This window comes from Streptomyces sp. 8N706, from assembly GCF_052245415.1.
Taxonomy (GTDB): Bacteria; Actinomycetota; Actinomycetes; order Streptomycetales; family Streptomycetaceae; genus Streptomyces.
Genome location: NZ_JBQQBW010000078.1, coordinates 1 through 22,404 on the forward strand (window position 1 = coordinate 1; position 22,404 = coordinate 22,404).

Here is a 22,404-nt window from a genome sequence, read left to right on the forward strand (position 1 = left end):
CCTCGGCCCGCTCGACGGACGCCGGTTCGCCGTCCGACACCGCCTGGCGCAGCAGCAGCTCGCCCCACTCCGCCAGTACCTCCCGCCGCTGCCGGGTGTCCCTGCGGGTGAGCGAGGCCGCTGCCGCGTAACTCCTGTCGGCCTCCTCCCACGCCCCGTTCCCGGTACGGACCCGGGCCCGGTCCAGCAGACAGCGCAGCCGCAGTCCGTCGTCGCCACCGGCCGCCGCCTCGGCCCGGTCCAGCACGGGCAGCACCTCGTCCGGGTCCCGGCCGTCCAGACGGAGCGCCGCCACGAGGTCGAGCAGCGCCGCGCACAGCCGAGCGTCCGGGCGCGTCCCGGCCGGAGGCGCGCCGGCGCCGTCGTCCCCGGCGGGCCGGGGCCGGCCCGTGGGGCTGTCCTGCTCCGCCGCGCCGTGGGCGGTTCCGCCCTGGGGACAGGCGCGGTGCGCCGCGTCGTGCTCCGCGGACCGGCGGGGCGGGCCCGTACGGCTCGCCGGGTCCTGGCCGGGAGCCGCGGCCTGCTGCATCGCGCGGCGAGGATCCGCCGCGGCGCCGTGTGCGTCCTCACGGATCCGCGGTGTCCGCGGGTTCCGCGGCGGCTGAGCCGCGGCGGGCACGGCAGAGGCAGCGGCCTGCCGGCCGTTGGGGGAGGTCGGGTACTCCGTCACGCGTAGGGTTCCATCCGTCCGGGGCTGCGCGTCGGGCGCGCGTGGTCAGGCGCGTCGTCGGCAGTGCAGGAAGAGCTGGATCTCGGGCGGTACGTCCGTACTGGCCGGGGCGTACGCGTACGAGTCCTCCCCGGTGACCTCGAAACCCGCATCGCGCACGACCTGGCGCAATTCGTCCCGCAGGTAACCCGATACCCGGATCGTGTTCCCCAGGAACGGAATCGCGAAGTCGTCCACGTCGGCTTCGACCATCGACAGCGCGAGCAGCCCGTCGGGCCGCAGCATTCCGTACAGCATCCGCAGCGCGTGCGGGATCTCCGCGCGCGGCAGCATCAGCAGGGAGAAGAAAGCGGCGACCCCGTCGAACCGGCCCAGTCCCCCTGGTCCGTCGGCCGTCAGATCCGCCATGTCCCGCCGGAGGAGCTCCGCTCCGGGGACGTTCTCGCGGGCGAGCTTGAGCATGGTGGCCGAGAGATCGACACCGACCACCCGGTGTCCCGACTCGGTCAGTTGAGCGGCCGTCGGCATACCCGTACCGCACCCCAGGTCGAGGACGCGCGAGCCCGCGGGGAGGGTCCCGGCCAGCCACCGGCCGGCCACGAGCTGCCCCTCCTTGTGCGGGAACGCCTCGTCGTAGCGGTCACCGATCGCGTCGAACGCCTCTGCCTGCCCCGCTCGGTCGATTCGTAAAGGGTCGTACCCCTCGTATCCTTCTCCGCTCACGACTCCACCCTTCCAGCTCCCCAATGACGGTGACGTGCGATCAAACGCTGACGGTGCTTCGGGAGTTGTGCGTACCTGTGCAGTGTTGCGGAGGACGATCCTACGTTTGGTGCACAGGGACACATCAAGGGTCCCCCGTAGATGATTCCCCAGCAGCCTGATTTCAGGAGGCCAACCGCGCCGGTGCGCTGTCCCAGTCCAACGGGAGCCTCGGCACGGTCCACGCCGGGTCGGGCCGCCAGTGCTCCCACCCGGCGTCGAACGGCGGCCCCCACGCGCCGATGAGCTCGACGGCCGCGCGTCCCGCGGCCCGTACGCGCTCGGCCTGACCGGCGCCCATCAGCCCGGCGTGCTGCGCCTGGGCGAACTCGTCCTCGTCCCGCCACTCCCAGCTGCGGTCCGGGTGGACCTCGATGTCGAGGAAGTGGTCCTCGGAGTCGACGCCGCGGGCCCAGCGGCTGCGCGGCTCCTCCAGGTTCACGTAGTAGTTCTTGAACTGCCAGTCCTGGTCCCAGAACAGCCAGACCGACCACGGGTCACCGGGGCGGGCCAGTTTCAGCACTCCCGTGCCGAACCACCGCGAACGGATCACGGAACGCGGTTTGGTGTAGCGGGTGGCCAGCGGCTCATGGTGCACGGGTGTGCCGTCGCTGAGCACCGGCTTCACACAGACGGTGCCCGGTGCCATCCAGACGGCGAGCAGCTCGGCGGTGTCCTCGACGACGGTCACGGGACGGCAGATGTGGAAGCGGTCGGTGGCATTGCCGCGATAACGCCACAGGATGTGGTCTCCCGGCGCCCAGCCGCCTCCCGGGTGGTCGCCCGGAGCGCCTTCCTGAGGGCTCGTCGTCTCCGCTGTCATGGACAGATCTTAGGTGCGCGGGAGGGACGGCGCGCCGTGACGTGCGGCACGGGGCGGGCAGCCGACCGCCCCGCGTGTCACGGGCGGCCCGGCGCCAGGGCGGGCCCGGACCCGCGGTTCGCGGTAGGGTCCGCGCCGTTGAGGCGTACCGCGCCCGGGGCCCGTCCTTCGCAGGCCGCGCCGGGGTGTCCTGCCACCCGACCGGCGTGGACGCCGCCGGATCGGTGTCTGCCCCTCGCGGTGTCTTCCCCTCGCGGTGGGGTCGACGGCGGCCGCCCGAAGAAGCCGGCGGGTTGTTCGTGGAGACGCAGACCTCGGTCAGCGACCGCCCCGCCTCCCGCGACACGGGATCAGCAGCCTCTCCGGTGAGCCTCCGTACCGCCCTCACGACGCCGGACGGGCCGGACGGCCGGCGCGGGCCGGGTCAGCTGTCACGGGTGGGTCATCCGCAGCACGTCCAGTGCCTCGTCCAGCTGCTCCAGGGTGAGATCGCCCCGCTCCACGTAGCCCGACTCGAGGACCACCTCGCGAATCGTCTTCCGCTCGGCCAGGGACCTCTTCGCGACCTTCGCCGCCTCCTCGTAGCCGATGTACTTGTTCAGCGGAGTGACCACGGACGGCGAGGACTCGGCGTACTCGCGGGCGCGCTCCACGTTCGCCGTGATGCCGTCGACCGTACGGTCCGCCAGCAGCCGGGAGGCGTTGGCCAGCAGCCGGACCGACTCCAGCAGGTTCTTCGCGATCACCGGCATCATCACGTTGAGTTCGAAACTGCCGGAGGCTCCGGCCGTGGCGATCGTGGCGTCGGCGCCCACGACCTGCGCGGCGACCATCAGTACGGCCTCCGGGATCACCGGGTTGACCTTCCCCGGCATGATCGAGGAACCCGGCTGAAGGTCCGGCAGAGCGATCTCGGCGAGTCCGGTCCGCGGACCGGAGGCCATCCAGCGCAGATCGTTGCAGATCTTGGTGATGCCGACCGCGATCGTACGGAGCTGGCCGGAGGTCTCCACGAGCGCGTCCCGTGCGCCCTGGGCCTCGAAGTGGTTGCGGGCCTCGGTCAACGGGAGCCGGGTGGCGCGGGCCACTTCGGCGATCACCGCGGCGGCGAAGCCGGGCGGTGTGTTGATGCCGGTCCCGACGGCCGTGCCGCCGAGCGGGAGTTCGGCCAGCCGCGGCAGGGAATCGCGCAGCCGCTCGACGCCGTAGCGCACTTGAGCGGCATAGCCGCCGAACTCCTGGCCCAGGGTGACCGGCGTCGCGTCCATCAGATGCGTACGGCCCGACTTCACGACCTCCGCGAACTCCTCCGCCTTCCGCTCCAGCGCCGCCGCCAGATGCTCCAGCGCCGGAATCAGATCACCCGTCACCGCCGCCGTGGCGGCGATGTGGATGGAGGACGGGAAGACGTCGTTGGACGACTGGCTGGCGTTGACATGGTCGTTGGGATGGACCGGCCTTCCCAGCCGCTCGGCCGCCAGGGTCGCCAGGACCTCATTGGCGTTCATGTTCGAGGACGTGCCCGAACCGGTCTGGAAGACGTCCACCGGGAAGTGCTCGTCCCAGCGGCCCTCCGCGACCTCGGCCGCGGCCTCCTGGACCGCCCCGGCGATCTCCTTGTCGACCACCCCCAACTCGGCGTTCACCTTGGCCGCCGCCGCTTTGATACGGGCCAGCGCCTCGATATGGGCGCGCTCCAGACGCTGCCCGGAGACCGGGAAGTTCTCCACCGCCCGCTGGGTCTGCGCCCGCCACTTGGCGTGTACGGGCACCCGTACCTCGCCCATCGAGTCGCGCTCGATCCGGTGGGCGGGGCCCTGCGGGGCGCCTCCCGTGATGTGCTGCTCGCTGCCTTCGTCGGCCATCGTCCATTACCTCCTGGGAGCCACAGCGTTCGTCCGGTCCACAGTGTTCCCCGGGCGTGCCGGTTCCCCCGGGGAGCGGCCCGGGCCGACGCACGGGCGGCCGTGCCGGTGCGCGGCGCGGCGACCTGGGGCGAGCACCGGACCGGCGGGGAATCAGTCGTGGAGCGGCAGTCCGCCGATGCGGTGGTCGGCGACGTTCAGGGCCTCCTCGACCAGCCGCCGCAGATGACCGTGGCGCAGGGCGTGCACCACCCGGCGGCCCTCCCTGCGGGTGCTCACCAGACCCGCGTGGCGGAGCCGGGCGAGGTGCCGGCTGACCGAGGGCCGGGCCGCTCCGCACGCTTCGGTGAGGGGCGGCATGTCCGCTCGCTCTCGCTGAGCCGCAGCAGCAGGGCCGGCCGCGTACGGTCCGCGAGCAGCCCGAGCATCTCCGCGGCCACCGTCAGCCGTTCGCCCACTTCCGGTATCTCCGTGTTGTGCGCATCTGATAGGTGCACGAGTGCGCTCATAGGCACATAATGAGCCGGAACGCCGGTGTCCAGCCGGTCGGAGTACAGCTCAGCCGACCGGAGGGTGTGACGAGGCCGTGAGTGGACCCCAGGGCCGGAGGCCACGCGGGACCGCCCGGACAGGGACTGCCGGAGGCCGCGGTCGGGGAGAGGGCGCGGTGGGGCCGGGGTCGTCACCGCACGGCCTCCGGCGCCCGGGGCGTGGTCACCTCGCCGGTGCGCTGGAGCTTCTGCCAGGGCAGCCGGGCTCCGGTCACGGCGGTGACACAGGAGTGGATCAGTACCAGGTACATCATCTGCCGGTACGCGATCTGCTGGAGCGGCAGCATGAGCAGACAGCGGTACTTCTCGCGGTCGAGCCGGAACGCGTACGCCGCGCTCAGCAGCTGCACCAGCAGCAGGGCGCACCACAGCAGCAGTGCCTTCACCGGGTCCGCGAAGAGGGCGCCGTGCAGGGTGAAGAGGTCGATCAGCGGTGCGCACGCCGGGGTGACGATCTGGAAGATGACGACCAGCGGCATACCGACGCGGCCGAAGCGCCCGGAGGATCCCCGGTCGAGCAGCGAGCGGCGGTGTTTCCACAGGGCCTGCATGGTGCCGTAGCTCCAGCGGTAGCGCTGCCTCCACAGTTGGCCGAGGGAGCCGGGCGCCTCGGTCCAGGCACGGGCGTGCTCCTGGTAGACCACCCGCCAGCCCGCCCGCTGCAGGGCGATCGTGACATCCGTGTCCTCGGCGAGGGTGTCGGCGCTCATACCTCCGACATCGAGCAGCGCCCGACGGCGGAACGCCCCGATCGCGCCGGGGATGGTGGGCATACAACGCAGCAGGTCGTACATCCGCCGGTCCAGGTTGAAGCCCATTACGTACTCGATGTGCTGCCAGGCGCCGATGACGCTCCGGCGGTTGCCGACCTTGGCGTTGCCCGCGACGGCGCCGACGCCGGGGTCGACGAACGGCCGGAGGAGTTCGCGTACGGTCGAGGGCTCGAAGACGGTGTCGCCGTCCATCATGACGACGATCTCGGAACGGGCCTGGGCGATGCCGTGGTTGAGCGCGGCGGGTTTGCCCGCGTTCGCCTGCCGGAGGACCCGTAGGTTCGGCAGGTCCATCGCCTCGGCGATATCGGCGGTGCCGTCCGTGGAGCCGTCGTCCACGACCAGGATCTCGATCGGATGGGTGCTGGCGGCCAGCGAGTTCACCGTGTGGGCGATGCACTCCTTCTCGTTGTACGCGGGCACGATCACACTCACCGGCTCGTCCACCGGCGGGCCCCAGGAGAACTGCGGCTTGTTGCGGACATGATGATGCCGCCAGGCGAGGGCCAGCATCATCACCAGTCGGCCGATCATGGCAACGCCGACCAGGACCAGCAGCCCGGCCAGCGACGGCATCAGGAACCGGGTGACGGAGGCGGCCCAGACCAGGGCCCGGCCGGGCCACACACGGCTGTCGCCCGCGGGGTGGTCGGCGCTCCCGGCACCCAGCCCCCCGGTGACGGTGGTGAAGGAGTAGCCCTTCGCCTTCATCCGGGCGATATAGGTGCCCAATGCCTTCACGGTCGCGGAACGGTTCCCGCCCGCGTCGTGGAAGAGGACGACAGCGCCCCTGCCGTCCTGGGGCGTGGCGTTGCGGATGATCTCCCGCACATACGGACGCCGCCAGTCGAGGCTGTCCCGGTCGATGAACGCACTGATGTAGCCCTTGGCCCCCAGGTGTCGGTGGACCCGCCAGGTCCGGTCGTCGAGCGATGAGACATGCGCCGAGTACGGGGCCCGGAACAGCGAACTCGAGATGCCTGCCGCGCCCCCCAGGGCCAGTTGGCTCTGCGCCAGCTCGCGGTCGATCCGGGCCGTGTCCTGCTCCGCCAGGTCGGCATGGGAGAAGGTGTGCACGCCGATCTCGTTGCCGGACTCCAGCGCCTCCCGGACCAGCCCGGGGTACCGGGCCGCCATTTTGCCCACCACGAAGAAGGTTGCCGGCACATGGTGTTCGCGCAGCACGTCGAGGATCTTCGGGGTCCACCGGGGGTCCGGGCCGTCGTCGAAGGTCAGGGCGATGGTGCGGGCAGGCAGGGCGTGGCTCGTCACCCGGCCGTCCTCGAACGTCAGCACCGGGCCGCCCGTACGCAGCCGCTGGGGCACGCCGCCCGAGTAGCTCACCGTGTGCACCCGGCAGTCGTCGCCGATCCTCCCGTGCAGACAGCCGTCCAGCAGCAGGACACCGACGAGCGCGAACAGCGACACCAGCGCGAACACCAACCGGGGGCGGGGTACGGCATGGCGGCCGGCGGCGGCCGCCCGGACGATCATGTGCGGTGCGGTGCGCCCGGAGCGGCGGGGCCGCGGCAGGACCGGCGATGGTCCCCCCGTCATCGCAGATCGGGCCTGACCGGCCCGAGGGCCGGGAGCGCGGTCGTTCCGCTGCCTCCGACGGGGGCCTTGCGGTGGGAGGCAGCCGAGGGCTTCCCGCCTCGGGAGCCCTTCGCCGCCGTGCCGGACGCCGTGGCCACGTCCTTCCCCGGAACCAGCGTCTCGGGGGCGAGAGGGGTGCCGCCCGCGAACCCCAGCGCCAGGATCCCCAGGTAGCCCAGCAGCAGCAGATCCGCGACCGCGCCCACATGGCGGAGTACGCGGGCGCGGCGGCCGGTGGAGTCCACGAATACGGGCCTGTCCCTGCCCTGACATCGCAGGAGGGCACGCGGGGGAGCGAGCTCGGCCACGGCAGACTGACGATCCATGGTCCAGAGATAAGCAGATAATCCTTGCCATATCCGTCAACAGGGCGGTGTGTCATGTGCCATGACGGGCAGTGGGGTATGGGAGCTTGTCCCGGGCGGCGGAAACACCGCTCGCGCACGTTCACCCGACCGGAACGAGGAGCGTGAGCCATGAGGGGGCGCCCCCGGCTCGTCGGAACCATCGCGGCCACGGCCGTGGCCCTGGCCTGTGCCGCCACCGCCGTGTGGGCCGGGAAACCGGATGCGGCGCGGAGCCTGTCCTCGGCCGGCCCGCAGGCCGGCCCGGGTGTCCGCTTCTCGCCCTACCTCAGCGTCTGGGCGGCCTCGCGCTATGACATGGCGGCCGCTGCCTCCCGCGGCACCGAGGAGTTCACCCTGGCGTTCGTCACCGCCGACGACGGCTGCACCCCCCAGTGGGACGGGGGCACCGCGCTCGCCGATCGCCGACTGGCGTCCCGGATCGCCGCCCTCCGCAAGGCCGGAGGGGATGTACGGGTCTCCTTCGGCGGCGCCGACGGCACGGAACTGGCCACCGTATGCTCCGGGGCGCGCGAACTCGCCGCCGCATACGGCAAGGTGATCGATCGTTACCGTCTCAGCAAGGTCGACTTCGACATCGAGGGCGACGCTCTCGCCGACACCGCGGCCAACTCCCGCCGGGCCCAAGCCGTCGCGCAGCTCCAGCGCACCCACCGACGTCTGGACGTCTCCTTCACACTGCCCGCCATGCCCTCGGGGCTGACGGAACCGGGCACCGCCCTGCTGGGTGAGGCCACCGCTCGCGGCGTCGCCGTATCGGCCGTCAACATCATGGCGATGAACTACAGCCACGCCCACTCCGGCGACATGGGCCGATACGCCGTCGAGGCGGCCACGGCGGCCCACGGCCAGATCCGGCGCACACTCGGACTGTCCGACGCCGCCGCCTGGAAGACCCTCGCGGTGACGCCGATGGTCGGGGTCAACAACGTCGCCGGTGAGGTTTTCACCCTCGACGACGCCACCCGGCTCGCGAGGTTCGCCGCCGACCGGGGAGTGAGCCGGCTGTCCATGTGGTCGGCGGAGCGCGACCGCCCGTGCGACGCCGCCAGGAAGGGCAAGCCGGATTCCCACTGCAGCGGCGTCGCCCAGAAACCGCACGCCTTCGCCGAGGCCCTGTCCCGCTGACCGCGTCAGGCTCGGCCTGCCCTGGTTGTCCCCCCCTGCGCAAGCGGCTGCGACGTCGCTCCGCCCCCGACTGACGGCAGAGCCCCCGGCAGGTCTGCCGAGGGCTCCGGGGGCGCGCTGACGGTGGGTCAGCCCGCGGGGCGGACCGGGATGCTGGTGACGAACGGCTGGGAGGGCGCGGGATCCTGGAAGAAGTCGTTGCCCTTGTCGTCGACGACGATGAAGGCCGGGAAGTCCTCGACCTCGATCTTCCAGACCGCCTCCATGCCCAGCTCCTCGTACTCCAGAACCTCGACCTTCTTGATGCAGTCCTGGGCGAGGCGCGCCGCGGGGCCGCCGATCGAGCCGAGGTAGAAGCCGCCGTGCGCCTCGCAGGCCTCGGTGACCTGCCGGGACCGGTTGCCCTTGGCGAGCATCACCTGCGAGCCGCCCGCCGCCTGGAACTGCTGGACGTACGCGTCCATACGACCTGCTGTGGTCGGGCCGAACGAGCCGGAGGCGTAGCCCTCGGGAGTCTTGGCCGGGCCTGCGTAGTAGACGGCGTGGTCCCGCAGGTACTGCGGCATCTCCTCGCCCGCGTCAAGCCGTTCCTTGATCTTTGCGTGTGCGATGTCACGGGCGACGACCAGCGGCCCGGTGAGCGAGAGCCGGGTCTTGACCGGGTACTTGGTCAGCTCCGCGCGGATCTCGTCCATCGGGCGGTTGAGGTCGATCTTCACCGCGCCGCCCGCGTCGGAGGCGCTGTCGGACTGCGTGAGGTGCTCGTCGGTCGTCTCGGGCAGGAAGCGCGCCGGGTCCTTCTCCAGCTGCTCCAGGAAGACCCCCTCAGCGGTGATCTTCGCGACGGCCTGACGGTCGGCGGAGCAGGAGACGGCGATGGCGACCGGGCACGAGGCGCCGTGCCGCGGCAGCCGTACGACGCGGACATCGTGGCAGAAGTACTTGCCGCCGAACTGTGCACCGATGCCGATCTTCTGCGTCAGTTCGAAGACCTTCTCCTCCAACTCCTTGTCCCGGAAGCCTTGGCCGGCCGGGGAGCCCTCGGACGGCAGCTCGTCGAGGTAGTGGGCGGAGGCGTACTTCGCCGTCTTCAGCGCGTACTCGGCGGAGGTGCCGCCGACGACGATCGCCAGGTGGTACGGCGGGCAGGCGGCCGTACCGAGCGAGCGGATCTTCTCCTCCAGGAACGTCATCATCGATGCCTCGTTCAGCACCGCCTTCGTCTCCTGGTAGAGGAAGGACTTGTTGGCCGAGCCACCGCCCTTGGCCATGAAGAGGAACTTGTAGGCCCCGCCGTCGGTCGCGTACAGCTCGATCTGCGCGGGCAGGTTCGACCCGGTGTTCTTCTCGTCCCACATGGTCAGCGGGGCCATCTGCGAGTAGCGCAGATTGAGCTCGGTGTACGCGTCGTAAATACCGCGGGACAGCGCCTCCTCGTCGCCGCCGGAGGTGAGGACGTTCTGCCCGCGCTTGCCCATGACGATCGCGGTGCCGGTGTCCTGGCACATCGGGAGGACGCCCGCCGCCGCGATGTTCGCGTTCTTCAGCAGGTCCAGGGCGACGAACTTGTCGTTGGGGGAGGCCTCCGGGTCGTCCAGGATGCGGCGCAGCTGAGCGAGGTGGGAGGGGCGCAGGTAGTGCGAGATGTCCTTCATGGCCTCGGCGGCCAGCGTGCGCAGGGCCTCGGGCTCGACCTTGAGGAACGTACGCCCGTCGGCCTCGAAGGTGCTCACACCTTCGGAGGTCACCAGACGGTACGGGGTGGTGTCCTCACCCAAGGGGAGCAGATCGGTGTACGCGAACGCAGGGCGGGTCGGACGGGGGGCACGGGACATCGGGCCATTCCTCACTCGGCAGACGGCTGCGCACGGCTTCTTCGACGGCAGCGGGACAAGCGTAGAACGCCGTGGGCGCCCGGAGGCTGTGAGGTAGGGCTCAGTCACCCTCCGCAGACCCTAGTCGCGATCTATCGCGTTTCGCTAGGCTGGCCCGGTGGACGCAGCCTCTCGGGGGACCAGCCCCGAACCCCCGGACCGGTCACTCGCGGAACCCTCGCCCGGCAGGCCCGAGCGGCAGCCCGTGCCGTTGAACAAGCCCGCGGAGGTGGGAATCCCTGTCGCGGAGGCCGGTATCCGCGCGTCGGACGCGGACCGCGACCGGATCGCTGACATCCTCCGAGAAGCCCTGGCGGAGGGGCGGTTGACCGCGGAGGAGCACTCCGAGCGCATCGACGGGGTCTACCGTGCGAAGACCGTGGGGGAACTGGAACCGCTGGTGCGGGACCTGCCCGCGGGGCGGGCCCGGACCGCGTACCCGGACCCGGTGCGCCCGGGGCCCGCGCACCCGCCCGGCCCTGTCGCCGAGAACCTCGTCGCCGTCTTCGGGGGCGCGAGCCGGAAGGGGCGCTGGCGGGTGGGCCGCCGGACCCGTGCCCTCGCGTGCTTCGGCGGGGTCGAGATCGATCTGACCGAGGCGGTGTTCGAGCAGCAGGAGATCGTCATCCGCGCGGCCGCGGTCTTCGGCGGTGTGGAGATCCGGGTGCCGGAGAACGTCTCGCTGCGCGGTACGGGCACCGGCATCTTCGGCGGTTTCGACGTCAGGACGTACGAGGCCCCGGACCCGGACGCGCCCATCGTCGTCGTGACCGGCTTCGCGCTCTTCGGCGGCATCGACGCCAAGCCGAAGCGGGGCAAGCGCCTGAAGAACCTCCGCGATCGCAGGCGCAAGGAACTGAACGATGAGCAAACTGACACGGTATGAATAGGCGCGCGTACAGCGGGTAGGGACTGCTGCATCGTCTCTCGTACGGCATGGGGGTGCCAACGGTCGTGCGCAGGGGAGACGGGCAAGGGTGACTCTTTCGCGAAGCCGTCGTCAGGAGTAGACCGTGCTGCAAACGCCGCATCAGCCCCTGCAGGCCCCCGCCGCACCGCCGCAGCGCATTCACGCTCGGGAGCAGGCGGGTCCCTGGCATTCGGAGGCGGTGTGCCGCCGGGACGAAGCCGGGTTGTTCTTCGCCCCTTCCAAGGAACCGACGGCCTCACGGCTGTCGCGTGAGGAGGCCGCGAAGCGGGTCTGCGCCCGGTGCCCGGTGATGGTCGAGTGCCGGGAGCACGCGCTGCTCCAGCCGGAGCCCTACGGCGTGTGGGGCGGGCTCACCGCCGCTGAGCGCCGGGTGGTGCTGGCCCGCCGCCGGCGCCGGGAGGTGGAGCTGCAGAAGGCCGCCCGCTCGGCGGTCTCGCAGATCGCCGCCGCCGGATGACCCACACGCCAGGGGCGCCCCCGCTGTCCGGGGGCGCCCCTGGCGTATCCGGCCGTACGCCGGCGCCGGGCCCGCTTCTGCCCGGCCTTCTCGACGGGCAGGAGCCAGCCGGTCAGCGGGGCCGGTCGAAGTCCACGGCGCTGTAGGCACGGAGCTTCGACAGCCGGTGCCTGGAGTCGATCTGGCGGATGGTGCCCGACTTGGAGCGCATCACCAGCGACTGGGTGAGCGCGTTGTCCGAGCGGTAGCGCACGCCCCGCAGCAGTTCGCCGTCCGTGATGCCGGTCGCGACGAAGAAGACGTTCTCGCCCCAGACGAGGTCGTCGTTGGTGAGCACCTTGTCGAGGTCGTGGCCCGCGTCGAGGGCGCGCTGACGCTCGGCGTCGTCCTTGGGCCAGAGCCTGCCCTGGATGGTGCCGCCGAGGCACTTCATCGCACAGGCGGTGATGATGCCCTCGGGGGTGCCGCCGATGCCCAGGAGCAGATCGATGCCCGTGCCCTCGGTCGCGGCCATGATCGCTCCGGCGACATCGCCGTCGGAGATGAACTTGATCCGGGCACCGGCCTCGCGGATCTCCTTGACCATGTCCTCGTGCCGCGGGCGGTCCAGGATGACGACGGTGACGTCCTCCGGGGCGGAGTGCTTGGCCTTGGCGACCCGGCGGATGTTCTCGGCGACCGGAGCGCCGATGTCCACCACGCCCGCGGCCTCCGGGCCCGTGGCGAGCTTCTCCATGTAGAAGACCGCGGACGGGTCGAACATCGTGCCGCGGTCGGCGACCGCGAGGACGGACAGTGCGTTGGTCATGCCCTTGGCGGCGAGCGTGGTCCCGTCGATCGGGTCCACGGCGACGTCGCACTCCGCACCCGTGCCGTCGCCGATCCGCTCCCCGTTGTAGAGCATCGGGGCTTCGTCCTTCTCGCCCTCCCCGATGACGACGACGCCGTTCATCGAGACGGTCGAGACCAGGGTCCGCATGGCCTTCACGGCGGCGCCGTCGGCACCGTTCTTGTCGCCGCGGCCGACCCACCGCCCCGCGGCCATAGCGGCGGCCTCGGTGACACGGACGAGCTCCAGGGCGAGGTTGCGGTCGGGAGCCTCCGGGCTCACCTCGAGCTGGGACGGCAGATGGTGCTCGGTCATCGGTGCGCACCTTTCTGTACGACGACGGCCGGATAAGACGGTGCCTGTGACTTTATCCGTTCATCGCGAATGTGAGCAGTGGGCCCCACGCATGAGCAGCGTCGGGCGGGCGGCGGGAAGCGCTGTCGTCCGCCTCCGCACCCGGATCCGCCCCGGTGCCGCAGCGCTGCCGTAGCGGGGTGGCACAGCGTGGCAGCGGGGTCGTGACCCGGCCGGCGCGGCTGCCGGGCGGGGAGCCGGGGGGTGCCCGGAAACGTCCGTCGGGCCATGGGGGACCATAGGGGCGTGGCAGGTATGCGCGGTACACAGACGGTGCGGGACATGGTCCTGTCGATGGCGGTCATCGGGATCGTCGTCGCGGCCATCTATGTCTTCGTCCCGCACGACGAATCCCAGGACCCGGTGAAGCCGGTCAGCTACCGGGTCGAGCTGGACACGGCCCGCCGCGCCGCGCCCTATCCGGTCGCCGCGCCCGAGGGCCTGCCGAAGACCTGGCGCCCGACCTCCGTGACGTACAGCGGAGGAGCCGGTGACGACGGGGCCGCGGTCTGGCATCTGGGCTTCATGGACCCGACGAACGAGTACGTCGCGGTGGAGCAGAGCGACGGCAGGCCCGCGAAGTTCATCGACGCCGTCAGCTACCGGGCCGCGAAGACCGGCAGGACCCAGCAGGTCGGCGAGGCGACGTGGCAGCGCTACGCGGGCCCGAAGTACGACGCCCTCGTGCGGGAGGAGCGCGGCGTGACGACGGTGATCACCGGTACGGCGTCGTATGAACGGCTCGCGGAAATGGCCGCCGCGCTCAAGACCTCCTAGCGCCGCATCAGCCACGGTTCACCCGCTCGCTGCCCTGGCACTGCCTCCCCCAGGTACTGGGAGGGGCCCAGCTGCGTGGCCCGATCGGCCGAGCAGGCCCTCCCCTGGCCTTCCGCAGGGGGCACCCCAGAGGCCGATCCGGCGCCTTGCAGCTGACCGCACCAGGTCACCTCGCTACCCGGCGAACCTTGGCTGACGCGCCACCAGGTTTCCGGGAAGGCCCGCGCGGGGCGGCCATGGGGGCTGCGGTTGCCGTGCAGCCCTACGCGGCGGGCGGGCGCGGCCGGGGATCAGACGGTCGTGACGACCTCGTCGTACTCCAGGCGCGGGTTGCGTGGCTTCCAGGCGTTCTCGCCCGGCTTACCGATGTTCACGACGGCCAGCACGGAGTGGTCCCCGTCGGGGAAGAACTCCTTGTCGATCGCCTCGGCGTCATAGCCGGTCATCGGGCCGGCGGCCAGCCCTGCCGCGCGGACGCCGATGATGAAGTAGCCCATCTGCAGGGCGGCGTTGAAGGACCCGGCCTGTTCGCGCGCCGGACGCTCGCTGAAGAAGAGGTCCTTGACCTGGGGGAAGTGCGGCAGGAGCCGCGGCAGCTCCTCGTGGAACTCATGGTCCGTGGCCAGGATCGCCACCAGCGGGGCGGCGGCCGTCTTGGCCTGGTTGCTCTCGGCCAGATGCTGCACGAGCCGCTCCCGGGCTTCGGGGGAACGGACCAGGACGATGCGCAGCGGCGACTGGTTGAAGGCCGTCGGCGCGTACTTCACCAGGTCGTAGATCGCCCGCACCTGCTCGTCGGTCACTGCCTCGTCGGTGAAGGCGTGGGCCGTGCGGGCCTCGCGGAAGAGCAGGTCCTGGGCGGCGCTGTCGAGGGCGAGAGTCATACGGGAGCACCTTCTCGGTTGTGGCTCTGTCGGGCGGTCACCTTGTCCAAGGTGTATTAACGTTCAACCATTCCGCGGGTGTGCGTGATCCGGCTCACAGGGGAGTGGGTCCGTCTCCGTCTGCCCCGTCCCGTACGGGAGGGGCGCGTCCTGGGGTAGGCGTGTGTGCCGGGACGTGGGTGCCGCGGACACCCTCGTGCTCGGCTCCCGGACCGGGTTGGACCGGGTCGGGCCGGATTGGACCGGGTCGTGCCGGATTGGGCCGGGTCGGACCGGGTCGCGGGTGGGCGGGCGGGTCAGTCGTCGTCGGACCCGGCGGCGTCCGGGCCGCCGTCCTCCGACTCCGCGAGGGCCGCGTCCAGCCGCCTCCGCGCCCCGTCGAGCCAGCGGCGGCACACCTTCGCCAGCTCCTCGCCGCGCTCCCAGAGCGCGAGGGACTCCTCCAGCGTCGTACCGCCCGCCTCCAGCCGGCGTACGACCTCGATCAGCTCGTCCCGCGCCTGCTCGTATCCGAGGGTCGAGCCGGGGGCGGCCGGCTCGGTGGACTTCTCGTCCGTAGTGGTCATGGGCTCCAGCCTAGAGGCGGGATACGACAGGAAGGTTGCGCCGCCGTGGCGGAGACGGCGGGGCCCGGGGCCGGTGAGCTGTCGGGGGCGGAGCCGGTCAGGGCGTGACCCGGACCGTGAATTCGCCCTCGGCGACCCGGGCCCGCAGTTTCTCCTCGGCCGACACCTCGTCCGCCGCCCGGACGACCCCGCCGTCCGCCCGTTGCAGCACCGCGTACCCCCGTTCCAGCGTCGCCGCCGGGGAGAGGGCCACCACCCGCGCCCGGGTGTGGGCCAGCTCCGAGTCGGCGCGGTCCAGCAGATGGCCCAGGGTCCGGCGGCCACGTTCGAGCAGCGCCGAGACCTGCTCCTCCCGTTCTTCCACCATCCTCTGCGGCCGTTCCATGCACGGGCGGTGGCAGGCCGCCGCCAGGCCCCGCTCCTCCCGGTCCAGCAGCCCCGTGATGGTGCGCAGCGCCCGCTCCCGCAGCTGGCGGATGCGCGTCAGCTCCTCGCCGACGTCCGGAACGACCTTCTTCGCCGCGTCCGTCGGCGTGGACGCGCGCAGGTCGGCGACCAGGTCGAGCAGAGGCGTGTCCGGCTCGTGGCCGATGGCCGACACGACGGGCGTACGACAGGCGGCCACGGTCCGTACGAGCTGCTCGTCGGAGAAGGGCAGCAGGTCCTCGACGCTGCCGCCGCCGCGCGCCACGATGATCACGTCCACGTCCGGGACGGAGTCCAGTTCCTTGACGGCCTTGACGACCTGTGGCACGGCGTGGACGCCCTGGACCGCGACATTGCGCACCTCGAAGCGGACGGCGGGCCAGCGGTGCCGGGCATTCTCCAGCACGTCCCGCTCGGCCGCGGACGCGCGCCCGCAGACCAGGCCGATGAGCTGCGGCAGGAACGGCAGCGGCCGCTTGGCGTCGAGCGCGAACAGCCCCTCCGCCGCCAGTGACTTCTTCAACTGCTCCAGCCGGGCCAGCAGCTCGCCGACCCCGACCGGCCTGATCTCGGTGGCCCGCAGCGAGAGCTGGCCGCGGGGCGCGTACCACTCCGGCTTGGCGTGCACGACGACTCGCGCGCCCTCGGAGACGATGTCGGCGACCCTGTCGAACACGACGCGGTAGCAGGTGACGGAGAGAGAGATGTCGTGCGACGGGTCGCGCAGGGTCAGAAACACCACCCCCGCGCCGGGCCGCCGGGACAGCTGAGTGATCTGCCCCTCGACCCACACGGCGCCGAGCCGGTCGATCCACCCACCGATCAGCCGGGACACCTGCCCGACGGGGATCGGCGCGTCCGCCGAGGTGTTGAGAGCCATACGGGCAGGCTAACGGTCCACGGCGACAGTGCCCCGTATCGAGGCCCCCATATCGAGCCGCTCGAGCTTTTCCGAGGGAGGGCCTTCCCGGGCGGGTACGGAATGCCGGGCGTCGTCTCCCGCGCGCCCCCTGCCGGGATGCCCCGTAAGGCCCCGACCAGGCGCCCTGCCGCCTCGTCGCCACGGCCACCCGTCCGCGCCGCGGGGGCGATCATTCCGTTTCCGTCCCGGCCTTACGATGGGGGGCATGACTGCTACGCCGCCCGTCGCCCGCCGCGTCCTGCTCGCCGCCCCCCGGGGCTACTGCGCGGGTGTGGACCGTGCCGTGATCGCCGTCGAGAAGGCCCTGGAGCAGTACGGCGCACCGATCTATGTGCGTAAGGAGATCGTCCACAACAAGTACGTCGTGCGGACCCTGGAGAAGAAGGGCGCGATCTTCGTCGAGGAGACGGAGGAGGTGCCCGAGGGTTCCATCGTGATCTTCTCGGCACACGGCGTCGCCCCGGTCGTCCACGACGAGGCCGCGCAGCGGAAGCTCGCGACCATCGACGCCACCTGCCCGCTGGTCACCAAGGTCCACAAAGAAGCCGTCCGCTTCGCCGACGACGACTACGACATCCTCCTCATCGGCCATGAGGGCCACGAGGAGGTCATCGGTACGAGCGGCGAGGCTCCCGACCACATCACACTGGTGGACGGCCCGGACGATGTGAAAAACGTCGAGGTGCGCGACGAGTCCAAGGTCGTATGGCTGTCGCAGACCACGCTGTCGGTCGACGAGACGATGGAGACCGTGGACGCGCTGAAGGAGCGTTTCCCGCAGCTCATCAGCCCCCCGAGCGACGACATCTGCTACGCCACGCAGAACCGCCAGGTGGCGGTCAAGCGGATCGCGGCCGAGTCCGAGCTGGTGATCGTGGTCGGCTCGAAGAACTCCTCCAACTCCGTCCGTCTGGTCGAGGTGGCGTTGGGCGCCGGTGCCAAGGCGGGGCACCTGGTGGACTACGCGGACGAGATCGACGAGGCCTGGCTGGAAGGCGTCACCACGGTGGGCGTGACGTCGGGAGCCTCGGTGCCGGACGTCCTGGTCGAAGGCGTGCTGGAGTGGCTGAAGGAGCGGGGTTACGGCGACGTCGAGGTGGTGCAGCCGATGGAGGAGAGTCTGACCTTCTCGCTGCCGAAGGAGCTGCGGCGTGATCTGCGGGCCGAGGCGTCCGCCGCTGCCGCCTCCCCGTCCTCCTCGTCGGAGAAGTGATCTCGTCGTCCTCGTCCGGGAAGTGACCCGCCGGGAAGTGACCTGCGGTCGCTGCCCGTAGCGTGGTTCCCATGCAGCGACACATTTTCGGTGTGGACATCGGCGGATCCGGCATCAAGGGCGCCCCGGTCGATCTCTACCAGGGCGAGCTGGCCGAGGAGCGCCGCAAAGTGTCCACGCCGCAACCGGCCACGCCGGAGGCGGTGGCCGACGGTGTCAAGGAGGTCGTGGACCACTTCGCATGGTCGGGTCCGGTGGGCGTGACCTTCCCCGGGGTGGTCACCGGCGGTACGACCCGTACGGCCGCCAACGTGGACCCCGCGTGGATCGGCCGGGACGCGCAGGGCCTGCTCGCCGACCGGCTCGGTCTGCCCGTGACCGTACTGAACGACGCGGACGCGGCCGGTACCGCGGAGATGTCGTTCGGCGCGGGACGGGGCCGTGCCGGCACGGTGATCCTGCTGACCTTCGGTACGGGCATCGGCAGCGCGCTCTTCACCGACGGCCGGCTCGTCCCCAACACCGAGCTCGGCCACCTGGAGCTGGACGGCCATGAGGCCGAGAAGCGCGCCTCCACCAAGGTCAAGGAGGACGAGGACCTGGGCTGGCACCACTGGGCCCGGCGGGTGGCGAAGTACCTGACGCATGTGGAGATGCTGTTCTCGCCGGAGCTCTTCATCATCGGCGGCGGGGTGAGCCGCAAGGCGGACAAGTTCCTGCCGCTGATCGAGGGCGTCCGGGCCGGGATCGTGCCCGCGGAACTGCAGAACGACGCGGGCATCGTGGGGGCCGCCATGGCGGCTTTCGAGCAGCAGGGGAGCCAGGCGGCGCGGGTCGGGCTGGCGGGCGGGGAGGCGGAGGCGGACGAGGCGGCGGAGAAGTATGCGGCGCCGGGGAACGAGCCGCCGGGGCGGGCCGGTCGGCAGGACGACTCGTAGGCAGCGGCTGACGTCGTCGGACGAGGCCGTGGTCGTGGGACGAGGCCGGGTCGTGGGACGGTCGGGGCGCGTGAACGGGCCGCAGGCCGTCCGACGTGCGCGATCTGTCCGGCCCGGCCATGATCGTCGGACCGGCCGGCAGCCGTCGGTGCGTCGGGCTCGCGGCCCGTGGCCCGCGAGACAGGGCTATGCGCTTTGGGGCTGAGGGCTCTCGGCCGGGGTTATGCGCTTTCGGGCTGAGGGCTCTCGGTGGCAGGCTGCGCGCCCCCTGGCGGGCGCCCCGCGCGCCGGGCCGCCCGGTCACCCAGCATCAGGATCTTCCGCACGCCGACGATCACGACGGCCGTCAGCGTCCCGCCGTAGAGCCAGCCGGCCTGGAGTGCGAGCTGGGTGAACACCGCCATCACCTGACTGCCGAGGCCGCCGGAGCCACCGCTCGCGGGCAGCAGCCCGGCCGCGAACGAGATCGGCGCGCTGATCGGCGCCGTGATCAGGTCGGAGGGCCGTACCCAGAGACTGCCGAGAGCGCAGGTGAGCAGGAACAGCAAGCCGTACGGGAGGGCGGCGGCCCCCAGCAGCAGCCGGTCCAGAGTCCCGCCGGCCACCATGACCAGCAGTGTGGCCAGCCCGCAGCCGAGGCCGGTGAGGCGGGGGCCCGGGACCCTGAACCGTTCGAGCCGCCGGACGCCGCCGGAGGCGGGGGCAGCGGACAGGCCGGGCACGGCGCGGTAGCCGGAGGCCGACTCCTGCTTGATGCCCTTACGGGGCCGGGGTGTACGCATGCTGTGTTGCTCCACCGGACCAACGTAGGTGGCGGGGCAGGAGGAACCCCGCGATGGACACGCTGTTTGAGCCACCTTGGTTGTATGTTCGGCCGATAGTCCGCATGCGGTTGGTCTGCATGGGCGGGTGCACGGACCCCCGAACGAGCGCGGGCACGGGCGGGTGCACGAGCCGTACGAGCGTCCGCACAGGCCGGGAGGCCCGCCCCGTAGACTGGATGACCGGTCCCGTCCGGGACCCGTCCTCTCCAACATTCTCGCTACGGGAAGTCACCACGTGTCGCTCACGATCGGAATCGTCGGTCTGCCGAATGTCGGCAAGTCGACCCTGTTCAATGCCCTGACCAAGAACGACGTGCTCGCGGCCAACTACCCGTTCGCCACCATCGAGCCGAACGTCGGCGTCGTCGGGGTCCCGGACTCCCGCCTGGACAAGCTCGCCGAGATCTTCGGCTCGCAGCGCAAGCTCCCGGCGACCGTCGACTTCGTCGACATCGCGGGCATCGTGCGCGGCGCCTCCGAGGGGGAGGGCCTGGGCAACAAGTTCCTGGCGAACATCCGGGAGTCCGACGCGATCTGCCAGGTCATCCGGGCATTCCAGGACGAGAACGTCGTTCATGTCGACGGCAAGGTGTCACCCAAGGGCGACATCGAGACGATCAACACCGAGCTGATCCTCGCCGATCTCCAGTCCATCGAGAAGGCCATCCCGCGCCTGACGAAGGAATCGCGGCTCCAGAAGGACAAGGTCGCGGTCCTCGCCGCCGTCGAAGCGGCCCAGAAGATCCTCGAGGAGGGCCGCACCCTCTTCTCCGCGGGCATCACCAAGGGCACCGAGCAGGGCACGCTCCTGCACGAGCTGCACCTGCTCACCACCAAGCCGTTCCTCTATGTCTTCAACGTCGACGAGGACGAGCTGGTCGACGAGGCCTTCAAGGACGAACAGCGCAAGCTGGTCGCCCCGGCCGAGGCCATCTTCCTCAACGCGAAGATCGAGTCCGAGCTGATCGAGCTGGACGACGACGAGGCGCTGGAACTCCTCCAGTCCATGGGCCAGGAGGAGCCGGGCCTCACCACCCTCAGCCGCGTCGGCTTCGACACCCTGGGCCTGCAGACCTACCTCACGGCCGGCCCCAAGGAGGCCCGCGCCTGGACGATCAAGAAGGGCGCCACGGCCCCGGAGGCGGCCGGTGTGATCCACACCGACTTCCAGAAGGGCTTCATCAAGGCCGAGATCGTCTCGTACGACGAACTCCTCGAATGCGGCTCCATCCCGGAGGCCCGAGCCAAGGGCAAGGCCCGCATGGAGGGCAAGGACTACGTGATGCGGGACGGCGACGTCGTCGAATTCCGCTTCAATGTGTGAGCGGATGACATGACATCACGTCGCTGACCTGGCAGACACGCAGGTCAGAAGGGGTCGGCTCCTCCCGGAGCCGACCCCTTCGTCATGCCTGTGCTGGATGGGTGCTGATAGCGGCTGCCCGGCTCTCTCACCGTCCTGTCGCGGAGTTCCGGCCGGTTACGCGCTCGGTCTCAGCACGTCCTCCACCGTGTTCGCGAAGGACAGGACGACCGGTTCCGCTGTCGGTGTCGCGGGGTAGCGTGAGCGCAGGAAGAGGCCCTCGTGCGTGCGTGAGAACCAGAACTGCGCGTCGTCGGCCGTGCTCACGCTGCTGATGTGGTGCGCGTTGCACGCGCCGTGCTGCTCCGAGCCGGGGAACCGGCGGTAGTCGATGTACGAGACCATGAACACCTCGTCCCTCGTACGCCGGAACTCCCCACCCAGCGCCGCGAGGACTTGGGCGACCGGCCGCTCGGCCAGGGTCCGTGCCTCCCGGAACGCGTCCCGGGTCCGGCCTGCGCCTTCGGCGACCCGGCGCACTCCACCGACGTCCACGGTGAGCGGGGCCACCGTGGTGAACCAGCCGACCGCGTGCGTCCACCGCTCCTCGTACCGGGTGTGCAGGGGTGTGCACAGCCTGATCACCTCGTCCGCGCCGAGCCGGTGTGCGGCCAGGCCGACGGCGGTGAGTGCCCCGGAGAAGAGAGTGCCCCCGGCCGCCCGGCAGCGGTCTTCGAACTCGGCCGCGTCCTCGGCGTTCAGGAGTCGGCGGCAGTCCGTGCCCTGCGGCGCCCGCTCCCCGCGCGGCACGCCCAGGGCCAGCGGGAAGGAGGGCGTCGTGCCGTCGCAGGCCGCGAAGAACTCCGCCCACCGCCGGATCAGGGGATCTGCCCGGTCCGGCGGTGGCCCCGAGGCCCCTTCCTGTTCGAGGGCGCAGTAGTCGACGAAGCTGCCCGCCCCGGGCAGGTGGTCCGGCCCCCGGGCGGCCCCGGAGGCGTACGCCGCGTAGCTCTCGCGGATCTCGTGCACAGCGATGGCCAGCGAGTACCCGTCCATGTTGCAGTGGTCGAACCCGCAGAGGACGGTGGCGCCGCCGGGCCGCAGTATCGCGGTGAAGAGCCAGGACGGCCAACCCAGCGGCCGGCAGGTCTCGTCCAGCCGCCGGGTGAGCCGCCGGTGCAGCTCCTCGGGGCCGGCGCACTCCCCGGCGTCGCTGGCCACCAGTTCGAACTTCTCGGCGGGCAGCAGGAATCGCTCGACCCCTCCGGCTCCCTCGGGCCCTGCCCGGAAGCCGCTGCGCAGCGTCTCGTGCCGGCGCACCCAGCCCTCGAGGGCCGCCCGCAGTGCGTCCGGGTCGACCGGCCCGTCGGTGAGGTCGAAGGCGCAGGCCAGCCAGTGGCGCGGGCCGTCCGGGGAGCGCTCGGCGGTCTGGAGGTGGAACCGCTGGTTGAACGACGGCGGTGTCGCCGAGGCCACCGTGCCGTCCGCGATGGCGAGGGTCGCGGACGACGGCTGGAACTCCAGGATCCGGCCGGGCGCCGGGACGTAGCGGTCCATGGTGGTGACACGCATG

19 protein-coding genes and 2 pseudogenes are annotated in these 22,404 nt (G+C 71.2%); 7 read left to right on the plus strand and 14 right to left on the minus strand.

Annotated elements, in window-relative coordinates; translation table 11 throughout:
* From ACTWQE_RS24400 to ACTWQE_RS24430, 7 genes and pseudogenes are all read right to left on the minus strand, one after another.
* Nucleotides 1-670: pseudogene (locus ACTWQE_RS24400) on the minus strand (hypothetical protein); the annotation flags it as partial.
* 45 nt (nt 671-715) lie between these two features.
* Nucleotides 716-1,393 carry a class I SAM-dependent DNA methyltransferase gene (locus tag ACTWQE_RS24405; protein ID WP_443331179.1) on the minus strand — a complete coding sequence of 226 codons (678 nt, stop codon included), beginning with the start codon at nt 1,391-1,393 and terminating at the stop codon, nt 716-718.
* 163 nt (nt 1,394-1,556) lie between these two features.
* A complete protein-coding gene (fomD, locus tag ACTWQE_RS24410) occupies nt 1,557-2,255 on the minus strand; it encodes a cytidylyl-2-hydroxypropylphosphonate hydrolase (RefSeq protein ID WP_443331180.1) in 699 nt (232 codons plus the stop codon).
* Between the two features lie 431 nt (nt 2,256-2,686).
* Nucleotides 2,687-4,120, minus strand: a complete 1,434-nt coding sequence (locus tag ACTWQE_RS24415; RefSeq protein WP_443331181.1) for a class II fumarate hydratase — start codon at nt 4,118-4,120, stop codon at nt 2,687-2,689.
* Nucleotides 4,121-4,273: 153 nt separating this feature from the next.
* Nucleotides 4,274-4,629, minus strand: a pseudogene (locus ACTWQE_RS24420) (ArsR/SmtB family transcription factor).
* 173 nt (nt 4,630-4,802) lie between these two features.
* Nucleotides 4,803-6,938 carry a bifunctional polysaccharide deacetylase/glycosyltransferase family 2 protein gene (locus ACTWQE_RS24425; RefSeq protein ID WP_443331182.1) on the minus strand — a complete coding sequence of 712 codons (2,136 nt, stop codon included), beginning with the start codon at nt 6,936-6,938 and terminating at the stop codon, nt 4,803-4,805.
* A gap of 59 nt (nt 6,939-6,997) precedes the next feature.
* Nucleotides 6,998-7,366, minus strand: a complete 369-nt coding sequence (locus ACTWQE_RS24430) for a hypothetical protein (protein ID WP_443331183.1) — start codon at nt 7,364-7,366, stop codon at nt 6,998-7,000.
* 150 nt (nt 7,367-7,516) lie between these two features.
* Here ACTWQE_RS24430 and ACTWQE_RS24435 point away from each other — a divergent pair, with 150 nt between their 5' ends.
* Nucleotides 7,517-8,533, plus strand: coding sequence for a chitinase (locus tag ACTWQE_RS24435; RefSeq protein WP_443331184.1), 1,017 nt, complete (start codon nt 7,517-7,519; stop codon nt 8,531-8,533).
* A gap of 128 nt (nt 8,534-8,661) precedes the next feature.
* Here ACTWQE_RS24435 and ACTWQE_RS24440 read toward each other — a convergent pair whose 3' ends face one another.
* Nucleotides 8,662-10,368, minus strand: coding sequence for a fumarate hydratase (locus ACTWQE_RS24440; RefSeq protein ID WP_443331185.1), 1,707 nt, complete (start codon nt 10,366-10,368; stop codon nt 8,662-8,664).
* 244 nt (nt 10,369-10,612) lie between these two features.
* Between ACTWQE_RS24440 and ACTWQE_RS24445 the strand changes: the two genes are divergently transcribed.
* Nucleotides 10,613-11,293 (plus strand): DUF1707 SHOCT-like domain-containing protein, encoded by a 681-nt coding sequence (locus ACTWQE_RS24445; RefSeq protein ID WP_443331205.1) that lies wholly within the window; start codon nt 10,613-10,615, stop codon nt 11,291-11,293.
* A gap of 127 nt (nt 11,294-11,420) precedes the next feature.
* Nucleotides 11,421-11,795, plus strand: coding sequence for a WhiB family transcriptional regulator (locus ACTWQE_RS24450; protein ID WP_443331186.1), 375 nt, complete (start codon nt 11,421-11,423; stop codon nt 11,793-11,795).
* 112 nt (nt 11,796-11,907) lie between these two features.
* On the opposite strand, the gene glpX is transcribed toward ACTWQE_RS24450, so the two are convergent.
* Entirely contained in the window at nt 11,908-12,939 is a 1,032-nt protein-coding gene (gene glpX / locus ACTWQE_RS24455; protein WP_443331187.1) for a class II fructose-bisphosphatase, read from the minus strand.
* Between the two features lie 294 nt (nt 12,940-13,233).
* Here glpX and ACTWQE_RS24460 point away from each other — a divergent pair, with 294 nt between their 5' ends.
* On the plus strand, nt 13,234-13,755 hold the full coding sequence (locus ACTWQE_RS24460; protein ID WP_443331206.1) for a DUF4245 domain-containing protein: 522 nt from the start codon (nt 13,234-13,236) through the stop codon (nt 13,753-13,755).
* A 290-nt stretch (nt 13,756-14,045) separates the two neighbouring features.
* Here ACTWQE_RS24460 and ACTWQE_RS24465 read toward each other — a convergent pair whose 3' ends face one another.
* The 3 genes from ACTWQE_RS24465 to xseA all read right to left on the minus strand — a co-directional run bounded on the left by ACTWQE_RS24465 (nt 14,046) and on the right by xseA (nt 16,511).
* Nucleotides 14,046-14,639 (minus strand): malonic semialdehyde reductase, encoded by a 594-nt coding sequence (locus ACTWQE_RS24465; RefSeq protein ID WP_443331188.1) that lies wholly within the window; start codon nt 14,637-14,639, stop codon nt 14,046-14,048.
* 296 nt (nt 14,640-14,935) lie between these two features.
* Nucleotides 14,936-15,205 carry an exodeoxyribonuclease VII small subunit gene (locus tag ACTWQE_RS24470; RefSeq protein WP_443331189.1) on the minus strand — a complete coding sequence of 90 codons (270 nt, stop codon included), beginning with the start codon at nt 15,203-15,205 and terminating at the stop codon, nt 14,936-14,938.
* Between the two features lie 97 nt (nt 15,206-15,302).
* Nucleotides 15,303-16,511, minus strand: a complete 1,209-nt coding sequence (gene xseA, locus ACTWQE_RS24475) for an exodeoxyribonuclease VII large subunit (RefSeq protein ID WP_443331190.1) — start codon at nt 16,509-16,511, stop codon at nt 15,303-15,305.
* A 238-nt stretch (nt 16,512-16,749) separates the two neighbouring features.
* On the opposite strand from xseA, the gene ACTWQE_RS24480 reads away from it, so the two are divergent.
* Complete coding sequence (locus ACTWQE_RS24480; RefSeq protein WP_443331191.1) at nt 16,750-17,766, plus strand: 4-hydroxy-3-methylbut-2-enyl diphosphate reductase; 1,017 nt, start codon at nt 16,750-16,752, stop codon at nt 17,764-17,766.
* 71 nt (nt 17,767-17,837) lie between these two features.
* Complete coding sequence (gene ppgK, locus ACTWQE_RS24485; RefSeq protein ID WP_443331192.1) at nt 17,838-18,704, plus strand: polyphosphate--glucose phosphotransferase; 867 nt, start codon at nt 17,838-17,840, stop codon at nt 18,702-18,704.
* Between the two features lie 221 nt (nt 18,705-18,925).
* On the opposite strand, the gene ACTWQE_RS24490 is transcribed toward ppgK, so the two are convergent.
* Nucleotides 18,926-19,501 (minus strand): DUF6542 domain-containing protein, encoded by a 576-nt coding sequence (locus tag ACTWQE_RS24490; protein WP_443331193.1) that lies wholly within the window; start codon nt 19,499-19,501, stop codon nt 18,926-18,928.
* A 262-nt stretch (nt 19,502-19,763) separates the two neighbouring features.
* Between ACTWQE_RS24490 and ychF the strand changes: the two genes are divergently transcribed.
* The gene (gene ychF, locus ACTWQE_RS24495) at nt 19,764-20,852 is read left to right on the plus strand and encodes a redox-regulated ATPase YchF (RefSeq protein WP_443331194.1); all 1,089 of its coding nucleotides are present in this window, start codon (nt 19,764-19,766) and stop codon (nt 20,850-20,852) included.
* 156 nt (nt 20,853-21,008) lie between these two features.
* Here ychF and ACTWQE_RS24500 read toward each other — a convergent pair whose 3' ends face one another.
* On the minus strand, nt 21,009-22,403 hold the full coding sequence (locus ACTWQE_RS24500; protein WP_443331195.1) for a condensation domain-containing protein: 1,395 nt from the start codon (nt 22,401-22,403) through the stop codon (nt 21,009-21,011).
* Nucleotide 22,404: the final 1 nt, after the last annotated feature.

What these genes read in the sequence shown, in the direction of transcription:
- glpX (WP_443331187.1), bottom strand. Translation starts at nt 12,939, where the DNA reads ATGACCGAGCACCATCTGCCGTCCCAGCTCGAGGTGAGCCCGGAGGCT.
- xseA (WP_443331190.1), bottom strand. Translation starts at nt 16,511, where the DNA reads ATGGCTCTCAACACCTCGGCGGACGCGCCGATCCCCGTCGGGCAGGTG.
- ACTWQE_RS24470 (WP_443331189.1), bottom strand. Translation starts at nt 15,205, where the DNA reads ATGACCACTACGGACGAGAAGTCCACCGAGCCGGCCGCCCCCGGCTCG.
- ACTWQE_RS24435 (WP_443331184.1), top strand. Translation starts at nt 7,517, where the DNA reads ATGAGGGGGCGCCCCCGGCTCGTCGGAACCATCGCGGCCACGGCCGTG.
- ACTWQE_RS24500 (WP_443331195.1), bottom strand. Translation starts at nt 22,403, where the DNA reads ATGCGTGTCACCACCATGGACCGCTACGTCCCGGCGCCCGGCCGGATC.
- ACTWQE_RS24430 (WP_443331183.1), bottom strand. Translation starts at nt 7,366, where the DNA reads ATGGATCGTCAGTCTGCCGTGGCCGAGCTCGCTCCCCCGCGTGCCCTC.
- ACTWQE_RS24465 (WP_443331188.1), bottom strand. Translation starts at nt 14,639, where the DNA reads ATGACTCTCGCCCTCGACAGCGCCGCCCAGGACCTGCTCTTCCGCGAG.
- fomD (WP_443331180.1), bottom strand. Translation starts at nt 2,255, where the DNA reads ATGACAGCGGAGACGACGAGCCCTCAGGAAGGCGCTCCGGGCGACCAC.
- ACTWQE_RS24460 (WP_443331206.1), top strand. Translation starts at nt 13,234, where the DNA reads ATGCGCGGTACACAGACGGTGCGGGACATGGTCCTGTCGATGGCGGTC.
- ACTWQE_RS24425 (WP_443331182.1), bottom strand. Translation starts at nt 6,938, where the DNA reads ATGATCGTCCGGGCGGCCGCCGCCGGCCGCCATGCCGTACCCCGCCCC.
- ppgK (WP_443331192.1), top strand. Translation starts at nt 17,838, where the DNA reads ATGCAGCGACACATTTTCGGTGTGGACATCGGCGGATCCGGCATCAAG.
- ACTWQE_RS24480 (WP_443331191.1), top strand. Translation starts at nt 16,750, where the DNA reads ATGGGGGGCATGACTGCTACGCCGCCCGTCGCCCGCCGCGTCCTGCTC.
- ACTWQE_RS24415 (WP_443331181.1), bottom strand. Translation starts at nt 4,120, where the DNA reads ATGGCCGACGAAGGCAGCGAGCAGCACATCACGGGAGGCGCCCCGCAG.
- ACTWQE_RS24440 (WP_443331185.1), bottom strand. Translation starts at nt 10,368, where the DNA reads ATGTCCCGTGCCCCCCGTCCGACCCGCCCTGCGTTCGCGTACACCGAT.